The sequence below is a fragment of the Gemmatimonadota bacterium genome (genome assembly GCA_026706845.1).
GTDB lineage: Bacteria > Latescibacterota > UBA2968 > UBA2968 > UBA2968 > VXRD01.
This window is the reverse complement of the sequence record JAPOXY010000022.1, coordinates 1-25965: the sequence shown is the minus strand read 5'-3', so window position 1 is coordinate 25965 and position 25965 is coordinate 1. Positions and strand designations below refer to the sequence as shown.

General features: G+C 52.3%; 22 protein-coding genes. 11 read left to right on the top strand and 11 right to left on the bottom strand.

The window, feature by feature from the left end:
• The 6 genes from OXG87_02110 to OXG87_02085 all read left to right on the top strand — a co-directional run.
• Positions 1-2316 (top strand): alpha/beta fold hydrolase (locus tag OXG87_02110; GenBank protein MCY3868320.1); only part of this gene is annotated, 2316 nt, incomplete at its 5' end.
• A 63-nt stretch (positions 2317-2379) separates the two neighbouring features.
• Positions 2380-2868, top strand: a complete 489-nt coding sequence (locus OXG87_02105; GenBank protein ID MCY3868319.1) for an arginine repressor — start codon at positions 2380-2382, stop codon at positions 2866-2868.
• Between the two features lie 2 nt (positions 2869-2870).
• On the top strand, positions 2871-3803 hold the full coding sequence (locus OXG87_02100; GenBank protein ID MCY3868318.1) for a hypothetical protein: 933 nt from the start codon (positions 2871-2873) through the stop codon (positions 3801-3803).
• Positions 3804-3809: 6 nt separating this feature from the next.
• Positions 3810-4556 carry a GNAT family N-acetyltransferase gene (locus OXG87_02095; protein ID MCY3868317.1) on the top strand — a complete coding sequence of 249 codons (747 nt, stop codon included), beginning with the start codon at positions 3810-3812 and terminating at the stop codon, positions 4554-4556.
• Complete coding sequence (argB, locus tag OXG87_02090) at positions 4556-5446, top strand: acetylglutamate kinase (protein ID MCY3868316.1); 891 nt, start codon at positions 4556-4558, stop codon at positions 5444-5446. The genes OXG87_02095 and argB overlap by 1 nt, the downstream gene beginning before the upstream one ends.
• A 23-nt stretch (positions 5447-5469) precedes the next feature.
• Positions 5470-6669 (top strand): aspartate aminotransferase family protein, encoded by a 1200-nt coding sequence (locus tag OXG87_02085; protein MCY3868315.1) that lies wholly within the window; start codon positions 5470-5472, stop codon positions 6667-6669.
• Here the strand turns inward: OXG87_02085 and OXG87_02080 are convergent.
• Both OXG87_02080 and OXG87_02075 read right to left on the bottom strand, forming a co-directional pair.
• Positions 6666-7916 carry a hypothetical protein gene (locus OXG87_02080; protein MCY3868314.1) on the bottom strand — a complete coding sequence of 417 codons (1251 nt, stop codon included), beginning with the start codon at positions 7914-7916 and terminating at the stop codon, positions 6666-6668. The genes OXG87_02085 and OXG87_02080 overlap by 4 nt on opposite strands.
• Positions 7917-7925: 9 nt before the next feature.
• Positions 7926-9356, bottom strand: coding sequence for a sulfatase (locus tag OXG87_02075; protein ID MCY3868313.1), 1431 nt, complete (start codon positions 9354-9356; stop codon positions 7926-7928).
• 101 nt (positions 9357-9457) lie between these two features.
• Between OXG87_02075 and OXG87_02070 the strand changes: the two genes are divergently transcribed.
• Positions 9458-11173, top strand: a complete 1716-nt coding sequence (locus OXG87_02070) for an NAD-binding protein (protein MCY3868312.1) — start codon at positions 9458-9460, stop codon at positions 11171-11173.
• Positions 11174-11175: 2 nt separating this feature from the next.
• Here the strand turns inward: OXG87_02070 and OXG87_02065 are convergent, their stop codons facing one another.
• The 7 genes from OXG87_02065 to OXG87_02035 form a co-directional block, all read right to left on the bottom strand.
• Positions 11176-11655 carry a flavin reductase family protein gene (locus OXG87_02065; GenBank protein MCY3868311.1) on the bottom strand — a complete coding sequence of 160 codons (480 nt, stop codon included), beginning with the start codon at positions 11653-11655 and terminating at the stop codon, positions 11176-11178.
• 11 nt (positions 11656-11666) lie between these two features.
• On the bottom strand, positions 11667-12845 hold the full coding sequence (gene dgoD / locus OXG87_02060) for a galactonate dehydratase (GenBank protein MCY3868310.1): 1179 nt from the start codon (positions 12843-12845) through the stop codon (positions 11667-11669).
• An 8-nt stretch (positions 12846-12853) separates the two neighbouring features.
• Positions 12854-14164, bottom strand: coding sequence for a sulfatase (locus OXG87_02055; GenBank protein MCY3868309.1), 1311 nt, complete (start codon positions 14162-14164; stop codon positions 12854-12856).
• A gap of 10 nt (positions 14165-14174) precedes the next feature.
• Positions 14175-15548, bottom strand: a complete 1374-nt coding sequence (locus tag OXG87_02050; GenBank protein MCY3868308.1) for a sulfatase — start codon at positions 15546-15548, stop codon at positions 14175-14177.
• 184 nt (positions 15549-15732) lie between these two features.
• The gene (locus OXG87_02045; protein ID MCY3868307.1) at positions 15733-16848 is read right to left on the bottom strand and encodes a glycosyltransferase; all 1116 of its coding nucleotides are present in this window, start codon (positions 16846-16848) and stop codon (positions 15733-15735) included.
• A 19-nt stretch (positions 16849-16867) separates the two neighbouring features.
• The gene (locus OXG87_02040; protein MCY3868306.1) at positions 16868-18496 is read right to left on the bottom strand and encodes a hypothetical protein; all 1629 of its coding nucleotides are present in this window, start codon (positions 18494-18496) and stop codon (positions 16868-16870) included.
• Positions 18497-18523: 27 nt separating this feature from the next.
• Positions 18524-20215, bottom strand: coding sequence for a hypothetical protein (locus OXG87_02035; protein ID MCY3868305.1), 1692 nt, complete (start codon positions 20213-20215; stop codon positions 18524-18526).
• Positions 20216-20387: 172 nt separating this feature from the next.
• Between OXG87_02035 and OXG87_02030 the strand changes: the two genes are divergently transcribed.
• Positions 20388-21860, top strand: a complete 1473-nt coding sequence (locus tag OXG87_02030; GenBank protein MCY3868304.1) for a rhamnulokinase — start codon at positions 20388-20390, stop codon at positions 21858-21860.
• Here OXG87_02030 and OXG87_02025 read toward each other — a convergent pair.
• A complete protein-coding gene (locus tag OXG87_02025) occupies positions 21845-22408 on the bottom strand; it encodes a redoxin domain-containing protein (protein ID MCY3868303.1) in 564 nt (187 codons plus the stop codon). The genes OXG87_02030 and OXG87_02025 overlap by 16 nt on opposite strands.
• Positions 22409-22500: 92 nt before the next feature.
• Here OXG87_02025 and OXG87_02020 point away from each other — a divergent pair, with 92 nt between their 5' ends.
• The 3 genes from OXG87_02020 (at position 22501) to OXG87_02010 (ending at position 24650) form a co-directional block, all read left to right on the top strand.
• Positions 22501-23610 (top strand): Gfo/Idh/MocA family oxidoreductase, encoded by a 1110-nt coding sequence (locus tag OXG87_02020; protein MCY3868302.1) that lies wholly within the window; start codon positions 22501-22503, stop codon positions 23608-23610.
• Positions 23611-23836: 226 nt separating this feature from the next.
• The gene (locus tag OXG87_02015; GenBank protein ID MCY3868301.1) at positions 23837-24286 is read left to right on the top strand and encodes a TIR domain-containing protein; all 450 of its coding nucleotides are present in this window, start codon (positions 23837-23839) and stop codon (positions 24284-24286) included.
• On the top strand, positions 24279-24650 hold the full coding sequence (locus OXG87_02010; protein ID MCY3868300.1) for a toll/interleukin-1 receptor domain-containing protein: 372 nt from the start codon (positions 24279-24281) through the stop codon (positions 24648-24650). The genes OXG87_02015 and OXG87_02010 overlap by 8 nt, the downstream gene beginning before the upstream one ends.
• Before the next feature lie 112 nt (positions 24651-24762).
• Here the strand turns inward: OXG87_02010 and mcrC are convergent, their stop codons facing one another.
• The gene (mcrC, locus tag OXG87_02005) at positions 24763-25869 is read right to left on the bottom strand and encodes a 5-methylcytosine-specific restriction endonuclease system specificity protein McrC (GenBank protein MCY3868299.1); all 1107 of its coding nucleotides are present in this window, start codon (positions 25867-25869) and stop codon (positions 24763-24765) included.
• Positions 25870-25965: the final 96 nt, after the last annotated feature.

The window sequence follows — 25965 nt, the reverse complement described above, 5'->3', positions numbered from 1 at the left end:
GAACTCGCCGCGATTGTTGACGCGCCTTTGACACCTTCGTTTAGTATTGATCCGACGAGGACAGTGCTGTTGTTGATGCACCGTCCGGGCGCACCGTCCATTGAGGAGGTGTCGCGGTCCGAGTTGCGTCTGGCGGGTTTGCGCCTGGATCCGGATGTGAACGGGCAAAGTCGCGTGGGGTTTTACAATGGGCTGACGCTCAAGTGGGTTGCCGATGGTCGCGAGATACCTGTGACGGGGTTGCCGAAGGATGCGAGAATTGGACGGGCTTATTGGGCACCCGATGGACAGCGGTTTGCTTTTTCGGTGACGGGCGACAATGGGATTGATCTGTGGGTCGGCAATGCGGAGACGGGCAGGGCGCATCCGGTTGGCGATGTGAAATTGAATCAGGTGTTTGGCGGGGCTATGGTCTGGTTGCCGGATAGTTCGGGGCTGTTGGTGCGCGCGGTGTGTAATGGTCGGGGTGAGCCCCCCGAGGTGCCCCGCGTGCCCAGAGGTCCGGTGATTCAGGAAAATGTGGAGGAACGGGCAGCACCATCGCGCACGTATCAAGATTTGTTGAAGAATGCACACGATGAGTTGCTATTTGAATATTATGCCACTTCGCAGGTTGCACTTGTGCGCCTGAATGGCGATGTGAGACCCTTAGGGTCGCCCGGGCTGATCTGTCGCGCAGATCCGTCGCCAGATGGTCGCTATATGATGGTGTTGACTTATCACCGGCCGTTTTCGTATCTGGTGCCTTCGTATCGTTTTCCAACGAAGGTGGCGATCTGGGACCTGGACGGGCGCGAGGTGCGCGAACTCGTGGATTTGCCATTGGCCGAGTCTGTGCCGATTGCGTATGATGCCGTGATCGAAGGTGCGCGATCATTTGGCTGGCGGGCAGATGCGCCTGCGACTGTGACGTGGGTTGTGGCACAGGATGGCGGCGATCCCGAGGTGGATGTGGCGGTGCGCGATGTTGTATATGCGCTCGACGCGCCTTATGAGGGGGATGGGCGCGCGCTTATGTCGCTGGCGATGCGCTATGGTGGGTGTTCGTGGGGGACGGGTGATCTTGCGTTGGTTTCAGAACGCTGGTGGAAGACGCGGCGCGTGCGTACGTGGCGCATTCGCCCGGATGATTCGGATTTTGAACCGCAGGTGTTGTTTGATCGGTCGTGGGAAGATCGCTATGGCGCGCCGGGCGCGCCTGTGTTTACGCGGTTGCCCAATGGTCGGGCTGTGTTGATGACGGATGTGTCGCAACGCTATATGTTTTTTGCAGGTGATGGTGCGTCGCCCAAAGGCGATCGCCCATTTTTGGATCGCTATGATCTGGAGACGGGTAAGGCGGAACGTCTCATGCATTCCCAGGGGCCGTTTTACGAGCGGCCAACGACGATGATAGATGCCAATACAGTGTTGATGAGCCGGGAGAGTGTCGATGAGCCGACCAATTATTATGTGCGGGATTTGCAGCGCAATGATATGCGGCAACTCACGCATTTTGTTCATCCCATGCCACAACTGAAGGCGGTGAAGAAGTCGTTGATTCAGTACCAGCGCAAAGATGGGGTGCAGTTGAATGGGACGTTGTATTTGCCGCCCGGATATAAAAAAGACGACGGTCCGCTACCAGTGCTGATGTGGGCTTATCCCCGCGAATTTAAGAGTGCAGATGCCGCGGGTCAGGTGAAGGATTCTCCTTTTCGTTTTGTGCGTATCAGTTCGCACGGCGCGTTGCCTTTTTTGGCGCGTGGTTATGCTGTGCTGGATGGTCCGGCGATGCCGATTGTGGGTGAGGGAGATCGCGAGGCAAATGATACTTATGTCGAGCAACTCGCCGATAGTGCAAGGGCCGCGGTTGATGAGTTGGTGCGTCTGGGCGTGGCGGATCCCAAAAAAGTGGCGGTGGGGGGACATTCTTACGGCGGTTTTATGACGGCGAATTTGCTGGCACATACCGATTTGTTTTGCTGTGGTATTGCGCGCAGTGGCGCGTATAACCGCACGTTGACACCTTTTGGTTTTCAGGCAGAAGAGCGCACGTTCTGGCAAGCAGCAGATGTTTATGGGGCGATGTCTCCTTTTTATCATGTGCCGAAAATTAAGGCGCCTTTGCTGCTTATTCACGGTGAGGTAGATAATAATTCGGGTACGTTTCCCATGCAGAGCGAGCGATTTTACAATGCGCTCAAGGGGCACGGCGCTGTTTGTCGATTGGTGATGTTGCCGCACGAGAGCCACGGTTATCGAGCGCGCGAGTCGGTTATGCATGTTTTGTGGGAGATGTCGGAGTGGTTGGATAAATACGCTAAAAAGGAATAAAAATTCATTTTTTTGAATTTTTATTCTTGACTTGGACGAGTTTTTACGTATTTTTACGGTCCTATGAGCGCGAAACAAGAACGTCAGCAAAAAATTTTAGAGCTGATTGCACATCAGCCCATTGCTCGGCAAGAGGAACTCAGCACCGCGTTGAAGGATGTTGGGATTTCGACCACGCAATCGACTCTGTCAAAAGATATTAAGGAGTTGGGTGTGGTTAAAGTGCCCGATGGCGAAGGTGGGTTTCGCTATCAGGTTCCCGGTGCGTTTATCGGGACAGATCGGCTGGTTTTACAGGGCGAATATTTGCTTCGGCGCGAATTGCAGGATTTTGTCGTGGGTGTGGATGGGGTTGACCATACGCTGGTTGTAAAGACGATAACGGGTCACGCGCAGGGGGTTTGTGAGTCCATCGATCAGATGTCATGGCCCGAGGTTGTGGGTACTCTTGCTGGTGAGAATACCATTTTTATTTTGTGTCGGTCTCCCGAAGCGCGGATGAATCTCGAGCGCGATATTCAGGGGCAGATAGGGAATACAGGAAGGACCTGACGGTGATCAAAATAGGAATTTATGGCGATACGGGGATGGTGGGGCGGGAGATCCAAAAGGTGTTAAAGCACCACGATCGGGTAGATATCGCGTTTCGACAAAACTCGAGGCGCCGGGATGGCAATTTGGCCGATTGCGATGTGGTGTTTTTAGCGACGAAGGATCCCGAGTCGATGAAGTTTGCGCCCGAGGCTCTATCCGCAGGTGCGAAGGTGATCGATATGAGCGGTGCTTTTCGGTTGCCGAGAGAAGCGTTTGAAAGGGGTTATGACCTGGAGCATACGGCGCCTGAGTTGCTCAAAGAAGCGGTTTATGGCATGCCGGCTTTGTTTGCCAAAGAGATTGCTATGGCGCGTCTGGTGGGCAATCCGGGGTGTTATCCCACGAGTGTTATTTTGGCTTTGTATCCCCTCAAAGCACTCGTGCAGGGGGAAGCGACGATTGTGGCGACTTCGGGCAATTCAGGTGCGCGAGCCGAGGTGGAGGATGTGTCAAATGAGATTGCGTATAGCTATGGCAAGCGACACAAACACGTGCCTGAGATGGTTTTGTATTCGGGTTTTGAAGTGAATTTTACGCCTGTTGTGCTGCGGTCGGTATTTGCGGGTATTAATGCAAATATTCGAGTTGAACTGGCTGATGAGTTGCAGGCGCTGGCAAATGAAGATGTTGCAGCGCAGTTGCGCGAGGCGATTTCAGATGCTTATGGTGCTGACGATCTGGTGCAGGTGGTTGAAGATTCCGATGCGCATTGGTGGGGTACACGCGATGTGGTAGATACGCATAAACTGATTATCAAATTGGGCGTTGATAACGGTTTTGCCTATATCAATGCTCTGGAAGATAATTTGCAAAAAGGCGCGGCTACCCAGGCTGTGGAAAATATGAATTTGATGCAGGCTCTGCCGCGGCTTTATGGGATTGAGACGGGGTGATCCCACATGATCGATGTGATCCGAGATATAGAAGAAAGATGCTTAAACGCTTGCCCGCCAATGCAGCAAGTGCTCTACGATGGGTGGGTAATTCGATTGGCTAATGGATATACGCGACGGGCAAATTCGGTCAGTCCAATTTACCCGGGCCACGCCGATTCCGAAACAAAAATCGCGGTGTGCGAGGGTCTATATCGCGCGCGTGGTTTGCGTCCTGTGTTTAAGATGACACCGTTAAATCAGCCGCCTCAACTCGATGTAACGCTTGCTGCGCGTGGTTATGCGCTCGAAGCGATGACAGTTGTAGCATCCCTGGATCTTTATCAAGTCGTGCTTCCCGAGACAGGATCGGTCAAAGTGTGGACGCGACCAGAAAAGGCGTGGTTTGATATTTATGCACAATTGAAAGATCTGTCGGATTATGAGATTGGTGCTTTTAAGAATATTCTCGACAATCTGGCTGTGCCCGCGCGGTTTGTTTTGTTGATGGACGGCAATGCTCCAGTTGCAGGTGGATTCGCCATTCACGAGGGTAAAATAGCGGGTTTGTTTGGTCTGGTGACTGATGTAGAGAAACGCAATCGCGGATTTGGTCGTTTGTTGACCTGGACGCTTTTGGAACGCGTTCGCAAGGCGGGCGCAAATATGGCTTATTTGCAAGTTGAGGAAGATAACTCACCTGCACGTCATATATATGAATCTATGGGATTTTGCGAGGTTTATCGCTACTGGTATCGCACGTTGGAGAGCTAATGGATTACAAGATTATTGAAAAGGCTGCGATTTTAATTGAGGCGTTTCCGTATATTCGCGAATTTCGCGACAAAATTATTGTGGTGAAATACGGCGGTAGCACACAGCCCGAAGAAGGTGGTTCCCCCACGATAATGGCCGATCTGGTGTTTATGGAGACCGTGGGTATGCGTCCCGTGGTTGTACATGGCGGGGGGAAGGATATTAGCAGGCGTCTGGAGGAGTCGGGTATTGAATCTGAATGGGTCAATGGATTGCGGGTGACGGATAAGGCGTCGATGCAGGTGGTGGAAGATACGCTGTTTGGCGAGGTGAACCGGCGCATTGTCGATGGTCTGGAGATACTCGATGGACGCGCGCGCAGTATGTCGGCGAAAGACGCTGGCGTGATGTATGTGACAAAGCATTTTGCGACGGTAGAGGAGGAAGATGGGGAGACCAGGAGGGTCGATATTGGCTATGTTGGCGATGTCGCCCGAATTGATCCCGAACCCGTCCGTCTGGCTTGTGAAGAAGGTATGATTCCCGTTATTTCGCCGGTTGGTTTGGGGCCAGAGGGCGAGAGTTATAATGTGAATGCCGATACGGCAGCAGGTGAGATTGCGCGAGCACTGCAGGCGGAGAAGCTGGTGTTTTTGACGGATGTGAATGGTATCCGACGGTTTCCAGATGATCCGGATTCGCAGATTTCAACACTGCATGTCAATGATGTGGAGATGTTGATTGAGAGGGGTATTGCCAGCGGGGGGATGATTCCCAAGTTGCGTGCTTGTGAACGTTCTGTGAAGGGCGGTGTTCACAAGACGCATATTATTGATGGCAGTGTTCCGCACGCGCTTTTGCTGGAGATTTTTACCCGCGAGGGTATTGGAACGCAAATTGTTCAGTAAATTTTTAACCATAAGGATTTAGCATGACGACTCGAGAGATTATTGACTTAGAACAGAAGTACATCTTGCAAACCTATGGGCGACCCGAGTTTGTGCTGGAAAAGGGCGATGGGGTCCATATTGTAGATACAGATGGCAAGCACTATCTCGATTTTGTAAGTGGCCTGTCTGTCAATGCCCTGGGATATAATAATTCGGTGATTCAAGAGGCTGCCAACGCGCAGTTGGGCAAGTTGATCCATGTTTCAAATTTGTATCACACGATTCCGGCGCCTCAACTGGCGCAGTTGTTGTGCGAGCATTCATTTGCCGATCGCGTGTTTTTCTGCAATAGCGGAACAGAGTCTATCGAGGCCGCGCTGAAGTTTGCGCGCAAGTGGGGGTATAAGAATTTTGAAGATGCGCCGAAGAATAAAATTATCTCGATGAATAATTCTTTTCACGGGCGAACCTATGGCGGGATTTCTGCAACGGGTCAGCCCAAATATCACCAGGGTTTTGAGCCGATGCTGCCGGGTATTGAATTTGCCGATTTGAACGATTTGGAGTCGGTGGAGAAGATAGCAGATGGCCAGACGGTGGCTGTGTTGCTGGAGCCGCTACAGGCAGAAGGGGGTATTCACTCGTCAGATCCGGAATTTTTGGAGGGTGTGCGCGCCCTGTGCGATGAGATGAAGATGTTGTTGATTTTCGATGAGATTCAGTGCGGTTTGGGGCGGGCTGGTTCGCTGTTTTGCTATGAACAGTACGGCGTGACGCCAGATATTATGACGCTTGCCAAGCCCTTAGCGGGTGGGTTGCCGATTGGAGCAACGCTTGTGACACAGGATGTGGCCGATGCCGTGGAGCCGGGGGATCACGCTGCGACTTTTGGGGCGCATCCCGTGTCGTGCGCGGTGGCGATTGAGGTGTTTAGAACGCTGTCTGATCCCGCATTTATTGCGGGTATCCAGGAGAAGAGTGCGTATTTGTTTGGGAAGCTGAATGCACTGAAAGACAAACACGCCGAGAAGGTGACGGAGATTCGCGGTAGCGGGTTGATCGCGGGCGCAGTGCTAAAAGAGATACCAGCGGCAGATGCGATGAATGCGATTCGGGAAAATAATGATATTTTAGTATGTGTCGCAGGGCCAGATGTGGTGCGCTTTTTGCCGCCGCTGGTGATTGAGAAAGAACATATTGACCAGGCGGTGGATGCGCTGGATGAGTTTTTGGCCAATTAACACTGAACCGTTTTTTCGATTACGTGGCCGTCGCCGCAGTGGATAACGGCTTTCCATTCCCGGTCATCGTCCCGAACGTCTATGCCGCCTTGCCGCCAGTTGGTCTGAAAATGCAGGGAAAAGGGTTCGTCATACGCGGTGTCGTAGTATTTGCCATTCCGATAAAAATCGACATAGCTGATTGTTTCGGGGTATAAGCTGGCCAGTCGAAGCCAGCGCTGGCCCCGGTATTCCCAATGGGGTTCTAACCCCTGGAGGTAGTACTGGTCAGCAATCGGGTCTGTGGCGATTCCTATGCCTTCTGCCATTCGGTGTGCAAAGAAGGTGTCTTCTCCGGTGGTGATTCCCCAATCGGCGGGTGGTTCCTGTTTGGTCATGTTGTTGTAATATCCCCACGAGGTTTGCGTTTTATAGGCGACCTGGAGTTGTCCTATGGCCTGGGAATCTTCGTTGCACACGATAGGGCGGTTCAGGTTCCAACTTTGCACTTCTCGTATCATGTTGTGATATCGCTGCCGCGTGCAGCCGTTTCCGTGTATGAGTATGACATCGCTGGCTTCGGCGACTTCTCGATTGCGATATCCACCCCCGCCACTGCACCCACAGGGCAAGCCGCCCGATTCTTTTCGCGCCAGATTCAATAGTGTTACCATTCCTTCGGGTTCTTGTATGATGGGATGATTTGCAAAGGCTCCAATATTCATCTCGTTTGCGACTTCGATGATGACGTTGGGATATTCTTTCACAAAACGCGAGGCGGTTGTTACGGCGTTGCGAATGGCTTTTTCATCTTTTAACCAGCGGGTTTGCGAGCCGTAAAAGAAGCTGACGATGACGATCATTCCAACAGCATCTGCTCCCCGGATCAGTTTGTCCATCCGCTCGGCGTAGTCGGCATCGAGGTTCAGGCCGTCTGCACCAAAGGGGTTGTTCTGGATGGTGTGATTTGGCACTGTGAAACACGGGCCGCCGCCCTGGAATCCGGTTGTGAATGCGCGCAGTCCATAGCGGTACCATTCGGGCAATGCAGCTATGAGGCGCTCGGTATTGTCCAAGGGATCCCATTCGCCGTGTCCCCAGCGCGCAAAGCGGTCGGGTGCCATCGCGTCGTCAAAAATGCCCTGTATAAATCGGGCGTTCAAGAGCAGGCCATGGGCAGCGGGGTTCGTTCTATCAATGTCTGAGTAGGTTACCTTCTCGTTTATCAGAAATTTTTCGCCTTCTATTGTCAGGTGTGTTTTTGCCATGTTTTCTCCTTAATGGTCGTAGAGGTATTCGGTGTAGTCCCACTCGTAATTTCGGGAACTTCCCCATACGCTTTCCGCGTAGTACCTTTCCTGGATTTCGTCGTGTTTTTGAGTGAGGCGATGCAGGTTTTCAGGGTGTCTCAGGGCGTCATTGGTTTCTTTTTGCCAGGTCTCAAGGCGATTTTTTAATGCCTGCAATATGTCGCGGTATGCCCGGTTATCGGATAGATTTTCAAATTCCCAGGGGTCGTTTTGCAGGTCGTAGAGTTCGTATTCGGGCGGTTGTTCGTAGAGTTCATAAGCTGCCCGAATGCGCTTATCTGCGCTGGCTATTTCTTCTTGTGTCGCGCCAGATGTCCATTTTTGGTTTCTGTCCGAATATCCCAGTGCGCTCGGGCTTGGGCGGTCCTGGAGGAGGTTGGCGATGAGTTTGTATTGGTTATTTCGCACACAACGCTGTGGGAAATACGTGACGACGCCACCGCTTCCCCACTCGGCGTATAGATGGGTTCGCCATTCAATTTTTTGTCCTTTTAACAGGGGGGCAAAGGATGCGCCCGCCACTCCTGCGGGGCACGCTATTCCCAGGATATCTGTCACGGTTGGCAAGATGTCGATTTGTGATACCAATTCATCGCGTGTGTGACCTTTAAGGCTGATGCCGGGGCATCGCACGATTAGCGGTATGCGCAATCCGCCCTCGTAGATCGATGTTTTTCCCCGGGAAAACTGGGCGCCGTGATCGGTGGTAAAGATCACGAGTGTATTTTCGGCTTTTCCCAGGGCGTTCAGTTGTTCTAAGACGAGTCCTATGCCAGTGTCCAATCTGGACATGCAGTTGTAGTAGTCTGCGGTTTCCTCCCTGAGACGGGGGGTGTCAATGCCGACAAATGGGAGCGTTTCGACGTCTTTGCCCTCCTGTGGTTGTTCTGGTACCCCAAATTGTTGGCGGTGGAATGGCAGGTGTGCGTCGGGAAAACTGATTTGTAGAAAGAACGGCTCGTCCGATGGTTTCATAAATTCACCTGCTACTTCGGCCATTTTGCGTACGTCGCGGCTGGCAAAGCTGATAAATTCTTTCGGATTCCACCGCAGGTCGTAGGGAAAGGCGTCTTCGGGATTGATGTGCAATTTGCCGATTAGCCCGGTTCTGTATCCTTCGTTTTTTAACAGGCGAGGCATGTTGGGAAATTCATCGTACAATGCATACTTATGGGTTGCCAATCCGAACTGACCATTCTGGTGAGGATATAATCCGGTTAGAATGCTCGCCCGGCCAGGGCTGCACACGGCCTGCGTCGCATACATGTTTTCAAATCGCACGCCTTCAGAGGCGAGTTTATCTATGTGCGGCGTTTGTGCATAAGGGTCGCCATAACAGCCGATATGTTGCCCGTTGTCTTCTGAGATTATGAGCAGGATGTTGTATCTGGATGACATTTCGAGTTCCTTTCTTTTCTGAGAACCAAATTGACACAACTGTTGTGATATTCTATCTTTGTAATCCGCGTTCTCCGTTTACCTGTTGAGGAATAACCGATATGATCAAGGGTCTTGCCCCACAATTCGCCTTTTTACTGGGAAAGCGCACAACTCGGCGAAATCTCGGAACGTTGTTCAAATTGTTGCTGGCCGTTTCTGTGATTGTTACAATTTTTAGCGTTCTTTTTCATTTCATCATGCTGAGAGAGGGCCAGGAGTTTAGCTGGTTTACGGGTTTTTATTGGACGCTTACGGTTATGTCAACATTGGGATTTGGCGATATTACTTTCCATGGGGATTTGGGGCGTTTCTTTTCTATGATCGTTTTGCTGACTGGTATGGTTTTTTTGCTTATCGTTTTGCCGTTTACTTTTATTCAGTTTTTTTACGCGCCGTGGATTCAAGCCCAATCCGAAGCCCGAGCGCCGCGTCAGTTGCCCCGCAGTACGCGAGAGCATGTTCTGTTGACCCACTATGACCCCATTGCACAAGCGCTTATCAACAAGCTGGATCGCTACCAGTATTCCTACTATCTCATTACGCCAGATTTAGCGCATGCACAGCAACTATACGATCAGGGTATTAATGTTGTGGTTGGGGATCTGGACAATCCGGAAACGTACAAAAGAATGCAGATTGAACAAGCGGCTCTTGTTGCGACAACAGATACAGATCCGATTAATACCCATATTGCATTTACTGTGCGCGACCTCAATCCGACTGTGCCGATTATCGCCAAGGTGGATGACCCTGATTCCGTGGATATTCTCGAATTAGCGGGATGCGACCATGTGCTTCAACTCGAAAAAATGCTCGGTGCATCTCTTGCTCGGCGCACCCAGAGTGGGGAGACCGCAGCGCATGTGATTGGCCAGTACGACGATTTGTTTATTGCCGAGACCACGGCGGCCCATACGCCCCTTGTGGGCCAAACTCTTGAGGAGATTGGTCTGCGTAGAGAACTGGGTCTGACGGCGGTCGGCGTTTGGGAACGCGGTATTTTTCAACCAGCATTGCCCGATACCCGTATTGGTCCCCACACTGTGCTGGTGATGACGGGGACACAGAGTCAATTGGATAGATTTAACGAGTTGTTCTGTATTTACAAAGTTTCAAATGCTCCCGTTGTCGTCATTGGGGGCGGTGGTGTTGGCATGGAGGCTGCGCGCACGCTTGTGGAACAGGGTCTCGATTATCGGATTGTGGAAAAAGATGTGATCCAGGCTCAGAGGCTCGACAATTGTATTGTGGGCAATGCCGCGGATTTTGAGGTTCTGAAAAGAGCCGAGATTATGAATGCGTTGACGGTTATTATTACGACGCACGACGATGATATCAATGTTTATCTCACGGTTTATTGCCGGCGATTAAATCCGGAAATTCAGATTATCAGCCGCGTTACGCAAGAGAGAAATATCGCGACTCTGCACCGCGCAGGCGCAGATTTTGTCATGTCTTATGCGTCGATGGGCGCAGATGCGATTTTCAATTTCTTAAAACGCAGTGATACCCTGATGGTGGCAGAGAGCCTGAGTGTGTTTAGTGAGGATATCAGTGTGTTCAGGATGAAGATACCCTCTTCACTTGTTGGAAGAACGATTGCAAATTCACATATTCGCAGGAATACGGGATGTACGGTTATCGCACTTAATGATAACCAGGAAATGCAGCTCAATCCCGATCCCAATAAACCACTGCCAAGAGCAGCGGAGATCCTCCTTATTGGCAGTTCAGAAGGGGAAAAACGGTTTTTGGATATGTATGTTCATACCTGAGCTTATTCTTCTGCCAGACTTCGATACTTCCCTCCATAATAGAGCAACGGGTTCCCCTCTCCCAATTCTCCCGCCCGTATTTCTCCTACAAACATGTCGTGATCGCCTGCTGGCAAGATGTTCACTATCTTGCAGTCGAGATATCCCAGTGTGCCCTCCAGGATCGGCGCACCTGTTTTGCTTTCGCGCAATGCCAGATCGGAAAAATCCTTTGGTCCCGGCATGGCAAATCGGTTGGACAGATGCTCTTGCTCTCGGGTGAGGATGTTGATTGCATAACACTGTCCATTCGATAAGGCGCTGTGCATAGTCGCCGATTTATCGACCGATACGACAACGAGTGGTGGGTCCAGCGACAATGACATGACGGCATTGGCTGTCATGCCTGTTATGTCGCCGTTTTTGTATCGCGTGGTGACGACGGTGACACCCGTTGCAAATTGCCCCATTATATCTCGTTGCAGCCGTGAATCAAATGCCATAGATCCTCCTTTTACCAATCGCCGATGCTGCCGTCGGGATAAAATACCCGCTGTAATATTTCCTGCTCAAATGGATGCTTTGCGACTTCGGATTCGATGATTTCTATGCCGAGTCCGGGGGTGTGCCACGGTTTCACTGTGCGGCCGTTTTTTTCGACTGTATAACTTTCGGAGACGACATCATAACGCCAGGGGACATCGGCGTGTACTGCTTCGCAGATGATGTAGGATGGCGTGGCAAAACCAAAGGCGAGGGAAGCCGCTGTGCTTACCGGCCCCTGGGGATTGTGCGGTGCGATTGCAATGCGATAGCTTTCAGCCATTGCGGCTATGCGCCGGGCTTCGCTCAATCCGCCGCAGTGGGTTATATCGGGCTGGATTACGCTGCAGGCGCGCAGTTCAAATAATTCCCGGAAGTGGTGTTGAGAGACGAGGCGTTCGCCGGTTGCTATCGGTGTACTGACGGCGTTCTGGACCGCCGCGATATCCGCCATGGTTTCCGGCCAGCAGGGTTCTTCAAAGAAGTAGAGGCCATAGGGTTCAAGCGCGCGGGCAAATCGGATGCCCATGCGCGGCGACGGGCGGGCGTGGCAGTCAACCATGATGTCTATTTCAGGTCCTGCGGATTCGCGCATTGCGCTTACACAAGCTTCGGCGTAGTGAATGGGCGTTAGTCCTTCGATGGGCATGGTGGGCGGTACGGCCATGGATTTGAATGCTGTAAATCCGTCTTCTACTGCTTGCAGAGCCAGTTCGCCAAATCGCTTTGCATCTTTTGGGTGGGTTTCGTAGAACAATTCCATTTTTCCCCCGCCCAGATGGCAATAGGTGCGGATGTAATCGCGTACAGGTCCGCCCCAGAGTTCAAAGCACGGGACGCCGTGTATTTTGCCCAGGATATCCCACAGGGCGATGTCAATGCCGCTGATTGCTGTGGCGCGCACAATACCATTGCCGTGCCAGAAGTGCTGGCGATACATCATTTGCCACAGGTGTTCAATGCGCCGGGGGTCTTCGCCGATCAATAGCATTGACAGGTCTTCTATTGCGCCGACGACGGATCGCGTGTGCCACTCCAATGTGGCTTCGCCCCAACCCCACAGGCCATCTTGATCGGTGAGGATTTTTACAAAGATCCAATTTCGCATGCGCGCATGACACACCAGCGTTTCTATGCCTGTGATTTTCATTTTTTTCCTTACAGCGATTGCAACCACTCCGTCGCCGGGGAATCTACCGATGCGTGATGTGCGGCGAGGTCGGCGGTCATGGTTGCGATCATTTCCCGGTGTTCGGGGGCGTTAAACAGGTTGTTTACCTGGTCGGGATCGTTTTGGCGGTCAAAGAGGATGGCGTCGTGGTCTTTCACATAGGCGAGTTCGTAATTGGGGGTGAATACGCCGGCTCTGTTGGGGTCGTGGTGGATATAACAGATGTCTTCCCATTCGATTTCTTCGCCGCGCAAGAGTGCGGATGCATCCCGTCCGTGTTCGCGGCCACAGGGTTCATATCCCATGAGGGCCAGGATGGTGGGCATGAAATCGACTGAGCCGACCAGGCGATCTATTCGCGTTCCAGACGGGATTTTCTCGGGCCAGCGGATTAACATGGGGACGCGATAAGCCGTTTCGTAGAGTTGATTTTTGCCCATCAATCCGTGTTCACCGAGGTATTCGCCGTGGTCGGAGGTGAAGACTACAATTGTGTTGTCCAGGATTCCTTTTTCGCGCAGTGCATCGAGCATTCTGCCCACGCAGTCGTCGATGACTTTGACCATGCCGCAGTATTGGGCCATGTGTTTGCGCAGGATTTCATCTTCTGGAGCCTGTCTGTTGGGTACCCAACTGGGCTGATTTTCTTCGTTGCGCGTGTCGGGCAGTGGCATGTCTGCGGGATCGTACATGGTGTCGTAGGGTGGGCGCACGGTAAATGGGGGATGGGGATCGGGGATGCTGAGCATGAAACAAAATGGATTTTCGCGATCTCGCGTCATAAATTCGTTGGTTTTTTCGGTTAGCCAGTCCGTTGGATAGGTTTTTTCGTCGCCCATGGTTCTGTAATTAAACACTGTGGGTTGCACATCGCCCATGTCGGTATCTTCGATTTTTTTCCAGTGTCCGCGATTGAACATGTATTCGGCGTCGTCAAAGCCCATTGTGCGTTCGGGGTGTACCCAGCCGGGGCGCGGGGGTCCGTCCAGATGCCATTTGCCCGCGTATCCGGTGTCGTATCCGCGATCTTTTAGTGCCTGAGCAAATGTGATTTCATCGCGGTTGAGGGGGATGTTGTTGCGATATGCACCGTGTACATGTTCGTAGCGGCCGGTGAGGAATACGCCTCGGGATGGGGTGCATACGGCGACGTTGACCATGAAGTTGGTCAAGATTGCGCCTTCGTTTGCCAGGGAGTCGATGTGGGGCGTTTCGACGAGTGTTCCGCCATACGCGCTCAATGTCCAGCAGCTTTGTTCGTCGGTGTGGATGACGAGGAGATTTGGGGTGTCTGCCATTTTTTGCTCCTTATTGTTGGGTTAACCATGGATCGCCGGTTTTTTCCAACCAGTTGTTCATTTCTTCCCCAAGTTCTGATACAAGGCCGGGATGGTCGCTGGCGACGTTTTGGAGTTGATAGGGGTCTGCGATATTGTCGTGGAGGATTATTTCTTCGCTTTCGGACGTTCGCGTGACGACATAGGTGTGTCGGTGTGTGCGCACGCCGCGCGATCCGCCAGCGGGGTCGGCGGGCATTACGTTGAGATAGAGCGCAGATGCCGGACGCGTGCCTTCTCTGCCCAGGAGGATGTCGGAGTAATCTGTTCCTTGGACGCTGTCGGGGACCTGCCCCACGCCCATGAGGTTGAGCAATGTGGGCATCAAGTCGGGTGTGCCGATTAACAAATTATCTGTGCCGGGCGTGATTTTTCCTGGCCAGCGGATGATAAATGGCACGGTAAAGGATTCTTCGTAGTGTACGGTTTTGCCTATGCGGCCGTGGCTGCCCATCATTTCACCGTGGTCAGAGGTGAAGACTACGATGGTGTTTTCTTCCAGGCTCTCTGTTTTCAAACAGTCCAGGATGCGTCCGAAGTTTTCATCGACGCCGGTTACCATGGCGAAGTAGTGTTTCGCGTTTTCGCGGGCGCTGTCGCCGCTTGTGTCCGTGGGTACGTTGGGGCGCGTTAAGAGGTCTTCGTGGGTGGCGTCGCCGTATTGGGCGACGTATTTTTCCGGTACTTGTTTGAATGGCATGTGCGGGGGGTTGTGGGATATAAAGAGTGAGAATGGTTTTTCGGGATCTCTGTATTTACCGCCTTCGTTGCGGATGTAGTTTATTGCGATGTCGGTTTCGTGTTTGGGGGACCATTCCCGCGGTTCAATGCGCTTTTCAATGGGGTCATTGCCGGTCCAATAGTGGGGGTTGAAGTGCCAGTCGCAACAGCCGTAGGAGTACCAGAAGTCATATCCGTGTCTGCGCGGTCCCGGCGGGGTGTATGAGTCCCAGATGACGCCATTTCCTCTCGGTCCTTCTGTGTATTCATATTGCTCATTGGGGGGATCGAGGTGTAGTTTGCCCAGGTACGCCTGATTGTAGCCAGCGTCGTGTAATACGTCTGAGAAGCACCGTGCGTTTTCTCGCAGGTAGTTTTCGTATTGTACTGTGGTGGAGTTGACGTTGCTGAGTACGCCATTGGCGTGGGGATATTGTCCGGTGAATAGCATTGCCCGATATGGGCTGCATACGGGTCTGGTGCTTACGGCGTCGGTTAATACGAGGCTTTCAGACGCAAATCGGTCGATGTTGGGCGTTATTACAGGATCTTCGTTCATGAATCCCATGGCCTGTCGGCGATATTCGTCGGGGAATACAAATACGAGGTTGGGGTGTTCAGGCATTTCTGTCTCCATTTTTAATGCACGGGAAATGACACTGCCATAAATTGTGCCAATAGCCGCGGATGTCAAGAATTATACTTTGGGGGGTGGGGCGCGTGTGTCGTTCTATCACCCGTCATCGCATGCTTAAAGCCGCGATCCAGAAGGTGTTGTTGTAGGGACGGTCCCCGTGCCGTCCTGCTCTTTATGTTTTTTCCATGACCCGATCGTAAATCGCCTCTAATTTTTTGGCTTGTTTTTGAAGGTTGTGCTGATTTTCCACATGGGTGCGGCCAGCGCGGCCAAATTGTTCAGGGGAACTGAGGAGGGTGTCCAATCCTTCAGCGAGGCCCGCTATATCTCGTTCGGGATATAATAGGCCGCAGGTTTTGTCGATGACGACTTCGGGGATGTCGGCGTGTTGGGACGATACAATGGGGACGCCCATTGCCATTGCTTCGATCAGGGCGACGGGTGCGCCGCCTTCAGTGTCGCCGTCTGATGCTGTGACGCTGGGATAGAGGAGGATTGTTGCGCGTTTGAGTTCTTCAAGTGCGAGAGGATGGGGAAGCAGGCCGAGCATTTTTACGCGGTTTTCAAGGTGTAGATTTCGTATTTCAGCTTGTAGTTGTGGACGCAAAGGTCCGTCGCCGATCATCCGCAGTTGGGCGTCCGGGTATTTTTCCGCTATTTTTGCAAATGCCTGGATTGCGTATTTCAATCCTTTTTTTTCTCGGAATACAGCATAGGTCAATACGATGGGTTGTTTGGCTGTGTGGTCTGTTCTGAAGGGGATTTTTTTGAGATCTACGCCCAGGTGCTGTACGATTACTCGATTGGCAAGGCATCCCAGTGCGATGAGTTGTTCGCCCATGAAGGGTCCTTCGACGAGGAATAGGTCGCCTTCGGCAAAGAGCCGTTTGTATCGTTTTTGCCATTTTTTTTGCCGAGGCAGTGCCGATACGTCCATGCCGTAAAAGGTAGTGATCAGGGGGATGCCTGTGCGCTGTTTTGCGGAGAGACATCGGTATCCCTCTTGTCCAAAATGCGCGTGGATGAGGGCGGCGTTGTGTTCGCGCAGCCAGTTTTCATAGCCGGCGTACGTGCCGTGCATTTTGCGAATGAGGCGGAGGGTTGTTCTGCGAATGGGCGAGATATCTTCGGCGGATAAGACGGTTTCTATGGGAAACTGATCCAGATTCTGGCGCGTTTGTGTGAGGACGATGGGGCGATACCGCTTCAGTGTGCGAATTTGATCGTATATCCAGGTGGCTGTGGCTGGTAAATAGGGGTTGGCACTGTGCGCGACGACAGGTTTCATGTATTTCCTCACTTGGACCTTACTTGATAAACAGATCGAACACATTGGTCATCATACGCTGCACGCGCGAGTCAGGGCCTTGCGGCCGGGCGTGTCTATTTGCGGGCAAAACGTGGCCTGGAGGCGATGACACACCTTGCGCATACCAGATAGATGCGGCATTGAATACAACGTTGTCCCTGGGTCCATTGTAGATCGTCGCTGCATGGGATGAATCGAGTCTATTTCTTCCGTCAACCGCATTGCTTGTAGCCAGGATTTCATGACCGGGTAAATCAACGGCGGGATGGCCGTTCCATTCCCAGCCCACCAGACCTTCGATGGCGTCGCCTTCTTTCATATCAGTGCCTTCATACAGCCAGTGTTCGGGCTTGGCGCAGACAAAGTCACCACCGCCGAGGCCGGCGTGGCGTCCACCCATGAGCAACGCCCCGTCTGGCCCTGGCGGATACTTGAGCTTTATGCCTCGTCGCTCCTGAGCCTGCTTATAGAGTTCCTCGCCAATGAAATAGCTTTCACGTCGCATGATCCGGTGGGGCTGCTCCTCAGCGGAGGGCAGCAAAGGCACCACACCAAACATCGTATTACCACTCAGGAAGGCAAGGTTGACACCGGCGTCGCGGGCCGCGCTGACGTTGTCGTACATCTCCCGGGTCCAATACTCGTCATGGCCCACGGAAATGAAACCTTTCGCGTGCTGCAGTCTCGGACCGTGCCTGTGCGTATCCACGTTCGAAATATAGGACACATCGTAGCCCTGCTGCTCCATCCAATAGGACAACGGGAATTCCCAAAGAAGAAACTCTCCCGACCCCACGGAGTCAGGTCTATCGACGAGATGGTCCTGACAAAAATTAGCGTAGGGACGATCAAAACTCACCCACCCGGTTTCCAGATCCGTGAGCCATTTTTTCCTTCCATTCGGATTGTAGATCTCCTTGTCGGCGTGGTAAAGAGACCACCTGTCATCGGGCCAGCTATTGTAGGCCTGCCAGGTCATGTCGCTGCACTGGAATAGCAGGTCACAAAGGCGGTCGTCACGCACGATGAAGATGATATAGCTTTGCAGACCATCTTTGTTGGCGGTGAGTCTGCTTTGATAGACGCCGCTCACCTTCTTGGCGGTGAGTTTGCCGAGATAGACACCACTCAGCCAATCGTCGGGAATCTCAAATTCCACCGATGGTTCCCATTTGCATTCACGCAGGCGGTTATCGCCGATGGGCGGGTCAGGTTGGGTTTTGCCCTGAATAGATTCAAACTTCTTCACGGATCGCGCGCCGGTTCCGCCATAGTAGCCCGTGCGGAAGATTTCCAGACTGAACTCCGATACCGGATTCGTGCTCACCATGATCTTGATCGTGTCGCCGGCGCGCACACTCACCTCGGAACAGTAGCCCTCGATTCGCGGGGAACGCCACCAGGTATCCGGGTCGATGTACGCGTTGGTAAGCAGCCAGTCGCGCGTTCCACGCCTGGCGTTTTCGAGTTGGATACGATTACGTAGTTTTGATTTCGATACGTTTGAATTTCCGTAGAGCTGTAGCGCGCCGAAGGTTCCGGCTGCGAGACCGAGACTTGCGGTGGCGACGCCTTTGATTAAATCGCGGCGATGCAGACCGTCCTCGGGGGGTTGTGATTCGCTCATATTGTCTCTTTTTCCCATTGTTGGACCTTACTGTGCAAACCGATTAAACACATTCTCCATCATGCGCTGCACGCGCGGGTCCGGACCTTTCGGTTTGGCATGCCTATGTGCGGGCAATACGTGGCCGGGAGGCGACGACAAACCTTGTGCCCACCAGATCGTCCCGGCGTTGAATACGACATTATTCTTTGGCCCATCGTAGATCGTAGCGGCATGAGGACTGTACCTACGATTCTTCGGTAGCATCGGTCCCTCGGCCAGAACTTCAAAGCCAGGCAGTTCGGGAAGAGGCGATCCATGCCATTCCCAGCCTATTAGTCCACCGATGGTGTCACCTTTTTGCATGCCAGTGCTGTCATAGATCCAGTGATTTGGTTGGGTGCAGGTCCAGTCACCCCCGCCAATGCCGGCCGTTCGTCCCCCCATGAGCAACGCCGCGTCCGGCCCCGCTGGATACTTGGCGGGGGTGCCGCGTCGCTTGTTCAACATCTTGCTGAGTTCCTCGCCAAGGAACTTATCTTCGCGTCGCATGATCCGGTGGAGCTGTCCCTCGACAGAGGGCAGCAAAGGCACCACACCCCAAACCGAATTACCACTCAGGAACGCAAGGTTGACACCGGCGTCCCGAGCCTCGATGACGTTGTTGTACATCTCCCGGGTCCAATACTCGTCATGGCCCACGGAGATGAAGCCTTTCGTGCGCTGCAATCGCGGACCGTGTCTGTGCGTATCCACATTTGAGATATACGACACATCGTACCCTTGCTGCTCTATCCAATAGGAGAGAGGGAATTCCCAAAGAAGAAACTCGCCCGTGCCCACGGACTTGGGATTCTTGACAAGATGATCCTGGCAGAACTGCGCGTAAGGACGGTCAAAACTCACCCATCCGGTATCGTTCGCGTTGGTGCTCCACTTTTTCCTTTTCTTATATCCCGTGTAGCCATTCTCGTCGTTGTGGTAAAGAGACCACTCATTAGTAGGCCAGCTGTTGTAGGCTTGCCAGGTCATGTCGCTGCACTGGAAGAGCAAATCGCAGGGGCGATCATCGCGCACAATAAAGATGACGTAGCTTTGCACGCCCTCTTCTTTCGCGGTGAGTTTGCCCAGATAGACGCCACTGAGCCAATCGTCTGGAATCTCAAATTCTACGGAAGGTTCCCAGGTGCATTCGCGCAGACGGTTTTCGCCTATCGGCGGATCCGGTTGGGTTTTGCCCTGTATAGAATCAAAGCGCTTCATGAAACGCCCGCCGGTTCCGCCGTAATAGCCTGTGCGGAAGATCTCCAGATCAAACTGGGACACTGGATTCGTGCCCACCATGATCTTGATCGTGTCGCCAGCGCTCACGCTCGTCTCGGAGCAGTAGCCCTCAATTCGCGGGGAACGCCACAACGCCACCGGTTCGATGTCGTTGATGTCGGTCTTAGTGAGCAACCAGTCGCGCGTTCCACGCTCGGCGTTTTCGAGTTGGATACGATTGCGTGGTTTTGGTTTCGATACGTTTGAATTTCCGTAGAGCTGTGGCGCGCCGAAGGTTCCGGCTGCGAGACCGAGACTTGTGGCGGCGACGCCTTTGATTAAATCGCGGCGATTCAGGCCATTTTGACGTGCAAAACGCTTCCAAAAATGAAAAACTGCTTTCAAATCTTTGCTCATAATACACACTCCTGATAACGAAATACTTGACACTTCCCAACCGCGTCCTATAATAGCCACTGAATTGTGTAAACACAATGCGAATTGCACCAGTGCTGTTGCTCTTGTATCTGTTTCTCACAGCCTCGCTTCTGTTACGGAGAGGAGTGCCTTTCATCTGTAGTTGCTGTAGTTGCATTTGATTTTCATCCTGTTCATCCTTTAATCTTGCACATCCTGATGGAGTTTTTTTATGGCATCGACGACCAATTATCTCGCTTATGATTTGGGTGCGTCCAGCGGCCGGGCTGTTTTGGGGCGTTTTGATGGCGCGCGTCTGGATATTGAAGAGATTCACCGGTTTCCCAATCAGGGGATACCTGTTGGCGATCATTATTATTGGGATGCGCTGCGGCTGTTTGACGAGATGTGTACGGGGTTGCGTCTCGCTGTTCGATCTGGGGAACCGCTCAATGGTATGGGCTGTGATACGTGGGGGGTCGATTATGGCTTGCTCGATGCGCAGGACAATTTGCTCGGCAATCCCTTTTGTTACCGCGATGCGCGCACTCAGGGGATGATGGATGTCGCGTTTGAGCGCGTTTCTCGCGAGGAGATTTTTGAGCATACGGGTATTCAGTTTATGGAGCTTAACACGCTGTATCAGTTGCTTGCGCAGCGTCTCGCGCAATCGCCTCAGCTCGATATTGCGCGTACGTTTCTCACGATGCCCGATGTGTTCAATTTCTGGTTCACGGGTATGAAGGTGTGTGAGTATTCCAATGCAACTACTACGCAGTTCTACAATCCGCGCGATAATGCCTGGGCAAAATCAATGCTCAATGTGCTCGATATTCCCACGGATATGCTTCCGGATGTGGTGTCTCCGGGTACGGTGCTTGGTCCCATGCGCAGGAGCATTGCGGATGAGATGGGTATCGCACCGATTGATGTGATTGCACCGGCTTGTCACGATACGGGGTCGGCGGTTGCGGCTGTACCCCTTTCTTCACCCGATGCGGTTTATATCAGTTGTGGCACGTGGGCGCTGATGGGGGCGGAATTGCCCGCGCCCGCGATTAATAAGCGCGCGCTCGCGCACAATTTTACCAATGAGGGCGGTGTTGATCATACGACTCGGTTTTTGAAGAATATTTCGGGGTTGTGGATTGTGCAGGAGTGCCGCCGCGTGTGGGCGTTGGCGGGGAAAGATTATTCGTGGGAAGAGTTGATGGGGCTGGCGATGGCGTCGGATCGCCTCGCGTCGTTTATCGATCCGGATCACGCCGATTTTGGTACGCCCGGGGATATGCCGTCTCGCATTCGGGATTTTTGCAAGCGTACTGGTCAACGGCTGCCCGATAGCGAGGGGGATATTATTCGCACGGCGCTGGAGAGTCTGGCGCTCAAATGTCGCTATGTTCTGGGTCAACTCGAAGATGTATTGGGCAAGACGCTGGGGGATATTCACATTGTGGGTGGGGGTATCCACAATATGCTTTTGTGCCAGTTTATCGCTTCGGCGACAGGGCGTGCGGTGCTGTCAGGTCCGGCTGAGGCGACTGCAATGGGCAATCTTTTGATGCAGGCGATGGGCAAGGGGCAGATTGGTTCCCTGGATGAACTCCGGGATGTTGTGCGCGCTTCTACTGCGATTAAGACGTATAGTCCGACGGATGCGGATGCCTGGGACGAGGCGTTTGAGAATTTTCAACGGGTGATGTGATCTATTGCCGCTTTGAGTTCTTTGGGGCTGAATCCATAAGGACCGTGTTTGCCGGCATAGGCGACGCGGTTGTCTGTGCCGATCAGGTAGAGGCGTTCGGGCCAGGCGACATAGTCGTTCATGACGGCGTCGTCCATGTCGTCAACGCAGGTGCGTATGCCGTATTGCATGGCATCTTCGCATGTCTTTGCAACTTTTCGGCGTTCCGCAAGGGTTTTTGGGTCGTAGATGCCCGTGTCTTTGAGTTTCCAGCCGTCTTCTGGGTGGGCTTCGCGGATGTAGATTACGAGAAAGTGGATCTGTTTGTGATATGTTGCATAGAGGTCGCGGAGGCTAACTGCCTCGCGGACAAAGGGCGGTCAGGTGAAGCTGCCGAAGATGAGTGCAACGGGTTTGTCTTTGCAAAGGTGTGAGAGGCGCACGGGGTTTTCGCCGTTGATATCCGATAGTTCAAAGTCTGGCGCGGGATCTCCGGCTTTGGGCGCGCGGGGGTCATTCTGGCTGAGCCAGGCAAAGGCTTCGGCGCGATTTTGGAAGGTTTTGGACATGGGGAGTCCTCCGGGTTTTTTTAAATATATTATGGATTGATACGTCGTTTGTCAATATATCTGAAGTGGAGCAGACAAAAAAGGAGAGCGTTATGGTCAGGTTCGGTGTGGTGGGTTTGAAGGGTATGGGCGGGCAACATGTGCGGGAGATTTCAGGGCTGGATCGGGTGGAGTTGGTGGCGGTGGCGGATTTGGATCTGGATTATGCGCGGCAGGTTGGAGAAGAACGGGGTGCGCGCGCCTGGGGAGATTATCGGGAGATGATTGCGTCCGAGGATCTGGATGCGGTGGTGATTGCTACGCCGCACCATCTCCACGCGCCGATGGGGTTGGATTGTTTGGAGGCGGGGTTGCATACTTTTGTGGAGAAGCCGATTGCGAATACGGTTTCCGAGGCGGACAGGATGATTGAGGCGGCGCAGGCGCGGGATTTGAAGCTGGCTGTGGGACACAATTATCGCACGTTTCCCGGCAATCGCGCGCTGAAGCGGCTGATTGATGAGGGGGCGTTGGGAGAGATTTACCGGGTGCTGTGGATGTGGATTGAGACGCGGCCAGAGGTGTATTACGACCGGGATGTATGGCGGTGTACCTGGGAGCACGCAGGGGGTGGGGTGCTGATGAATCAGACGAGTCACGATCTGGATTTGCTGTGCTGGATGGTGGGCGATCCGGTTGCGGTTTCTGCGATGATGTGCAATTGGGGTCATCGTGTGGAGATTGAGGATACGGTTGTTGCCAATATCCGTTTTGCCTGTGGTGCCCATGCGAATGTGCAGTTGAGTACGTGCGATAGGCGGTTGAATTACAGACAGATTTCAGGCGATCTGGGTACGATTGAGTTTCGAGATGAAAAGAATGCCAATTCAAAGGTGCCTGATGTGTTTCGGCTGGGGCGGTACGAGGCGCCTATGCGGGCGTTTATAAAGGAGGCAAAGGGGCATCAGCCAGGTATTCGCTGGGAGGATGTGCCGTCCGATGAGGGGGGACCAACACTGGTGGAGAGTTTTGTTTCCGCTATTCTGGATGGCGGAGAGGCGATTACAGATGGGGTGACGGCGCGGCGAACGCTGGAGTTGATTAACGCTATTGTGCTTTCGGCTCTGCGAAAAGAGGAGGTCGCTATGCCGGTTGATCGGGATCAATACGATGAACTGATGGAAGAGCTGAAGCGCGGAGAGACTCAGGTGGATAGGTTGTAGGTTCTGTAAGTCTTCAGCAGCGTTGTGCAATGCTTATCCAGAATCTACTTGACTTAGTATAATATATTCGATACACTTTTTTATGATTTCCGCAGTACAATATGTTCTGCGGTCCCCGGATTCCAAGTGGATCCGGGGTTTTTTCAAAATATGCCAGCATATCAGCGAAAGTTCTCTGAATCATTTGCGATACTACGCGATCTCTGAAAGCATCGGAGGTAGGCACTTGCCAATCAGTAGAGAATGGCAGATTTTTATTTCGTATTCAAGTCAAAATGATTTCGAAGTTAGCTTGCTTCAGTACGCCATTGAAACTCTGCTTTCAAAAGAAGATGTGACGGCATGGACCTTTCAGAGAGACCAGAGTCGTTCTGAAACGGAGATTGCGAAAAGTCTCAAAGAACGTGTTAGAGAGTCGGTAGCCATGCTTCTATTGGTATCGCCTGAGACACTGGATGCAGGCGCAACACAATGGATGGAATTGGCTTATGCAGATGCCTTTGAAGTTCCAACATTTATTCTCTTACATCGCATTGACTACCAAGAACTCAGGCGACGTGAACACGGTGTTCCGCCTCTTCTATTAACGAGTCAATGCAACCCAGCCTCATCTTGGAAAGAAGTAGTAGAGGAAATGCGTGGCCTCATAAAATCAAAGGAGCGCGAGAATGGCTAAAAAAGTTTTCCTTTCTTATGCATATCAGGACCGCGGTATTGCAGAACAGGTGTCCAGATTATTGAAGGAGCATGGTCACGATACCGACGACATATCGTTTATCGATCCTCGATTAGAGACTAAGATTGGTGACGATATTCGGGAGACGATAAAGCAGCAGATGTGTAGCGCGAGTAACGTAGTAATTATTGTCACGCCGAATAGTGCTACATCACAATGGGTGAACTATGAAGCTGGAATGGCATCTGCCCTTGATAAGCCAATTATCCTGATCAAAAGCAAGGATGCAAAAGATGTTGATTTTGTGACTTCGCTTGCGAACGCCCAGTCCATCGAGATAGGCAATGGGGTGGGAGAACAGTAGGGTGCTACCTATCTGCTAAAACCCCCTGAGCAATTAGCGATACTACACGATCTCTGAAAACACCAAAGTTAAACAAAAACGCCATCGACAAATAGCTGATGGCGTTTTTTTATTATACCAGGTCGGGATCAATCAATTTAAGGAGCCTGTGCCGGATCCCTCCAGGAGTTGCATCGAGATTTACGGTGGCAAATCGTATGTTGTGGCCCTGTATGTCAACCGATTCGTCAACTAAGCAATTGACAGCAGGATACAGGAGTATTCCCGATGCCATATCCGCCAAAGAATCACGGCCCTCTTGGGATCTCAAGTAGGCGTATATCTGGTATATATGGGGTGAAGCCAATGTTTGAGCACGGTAATTTCCGGGTTTAAGGATGGATGTAAATTTGGTGTCTATGATGATGCGACGGTCGGAATCTGTATGATTTAAAACAGTATCGGCACGCATTGAGGGGAGGATATCACCAATTCCATCAGTCATATTACCAGTATTCCAGCGGAGTGTCTGTTGGGAATGAACGCTCCACCCCCACTGTGTAAGGGTGACGTCGTAGAATCCGGCGATGGCCTTTTCGTAAAGTTCCCATACCCATTGAGGTTCGCGGGATGGTGAAGATAAATTTCTGGAACCAGAGATTTCGGTGGGTAGTGCCAAATCGAAGGCCAATTGTGCCGCAGCCAGCATCTGCCGGTCGGCGGTATCCGTCCGCCCCATGAGATTTACCGATGGGTCATGGCGGATGAGATGTTCTCTACTCACTCCCATATGCACTAAACGAATGGCAAGGACGCGACATCGACGGGATAGGTCAACGCTTCGTACCATCTTGGCCGACTTTTCCAATGCCGCTCGAACATATCGGTTGCGTGGTGTATCTACTGTTAGCTCTTCAAACCGACAGGCTACCAGTCCCCTTTGTAGCAGTTGGCGGCGTTCTGTATGAATATGGTCAATCCTGCCGCGCACCCTGCTGAGGATAGCTTGCCGGGGCTGGTAGCCAAAGCTCAGGTTTCGCCTTAAGCGGCGTTCTACCGCCCGCGCCAGGATTTCTGCTACCAGATCGGGGATGTCGTCCGGATTATCTTCTACCTCTCGCTTTTGCAAATCGTCCATTTGTCGGAATAGTTGGGACGCATAAAGCATCAGTAGCCAGAGATTTCTGACTGGAATTTCTCCGATGTACCCCAGATTGTCGTTTTCTTGAACGGTGTCCATTATAACCCTTCCAGTAGTTTTTCTCGGGCCTTTTGGGCTGTATCCAGCGCATCAAACCAGTATTCGTCAAGCAAGGGGCCGATTTCGGTTTCGACT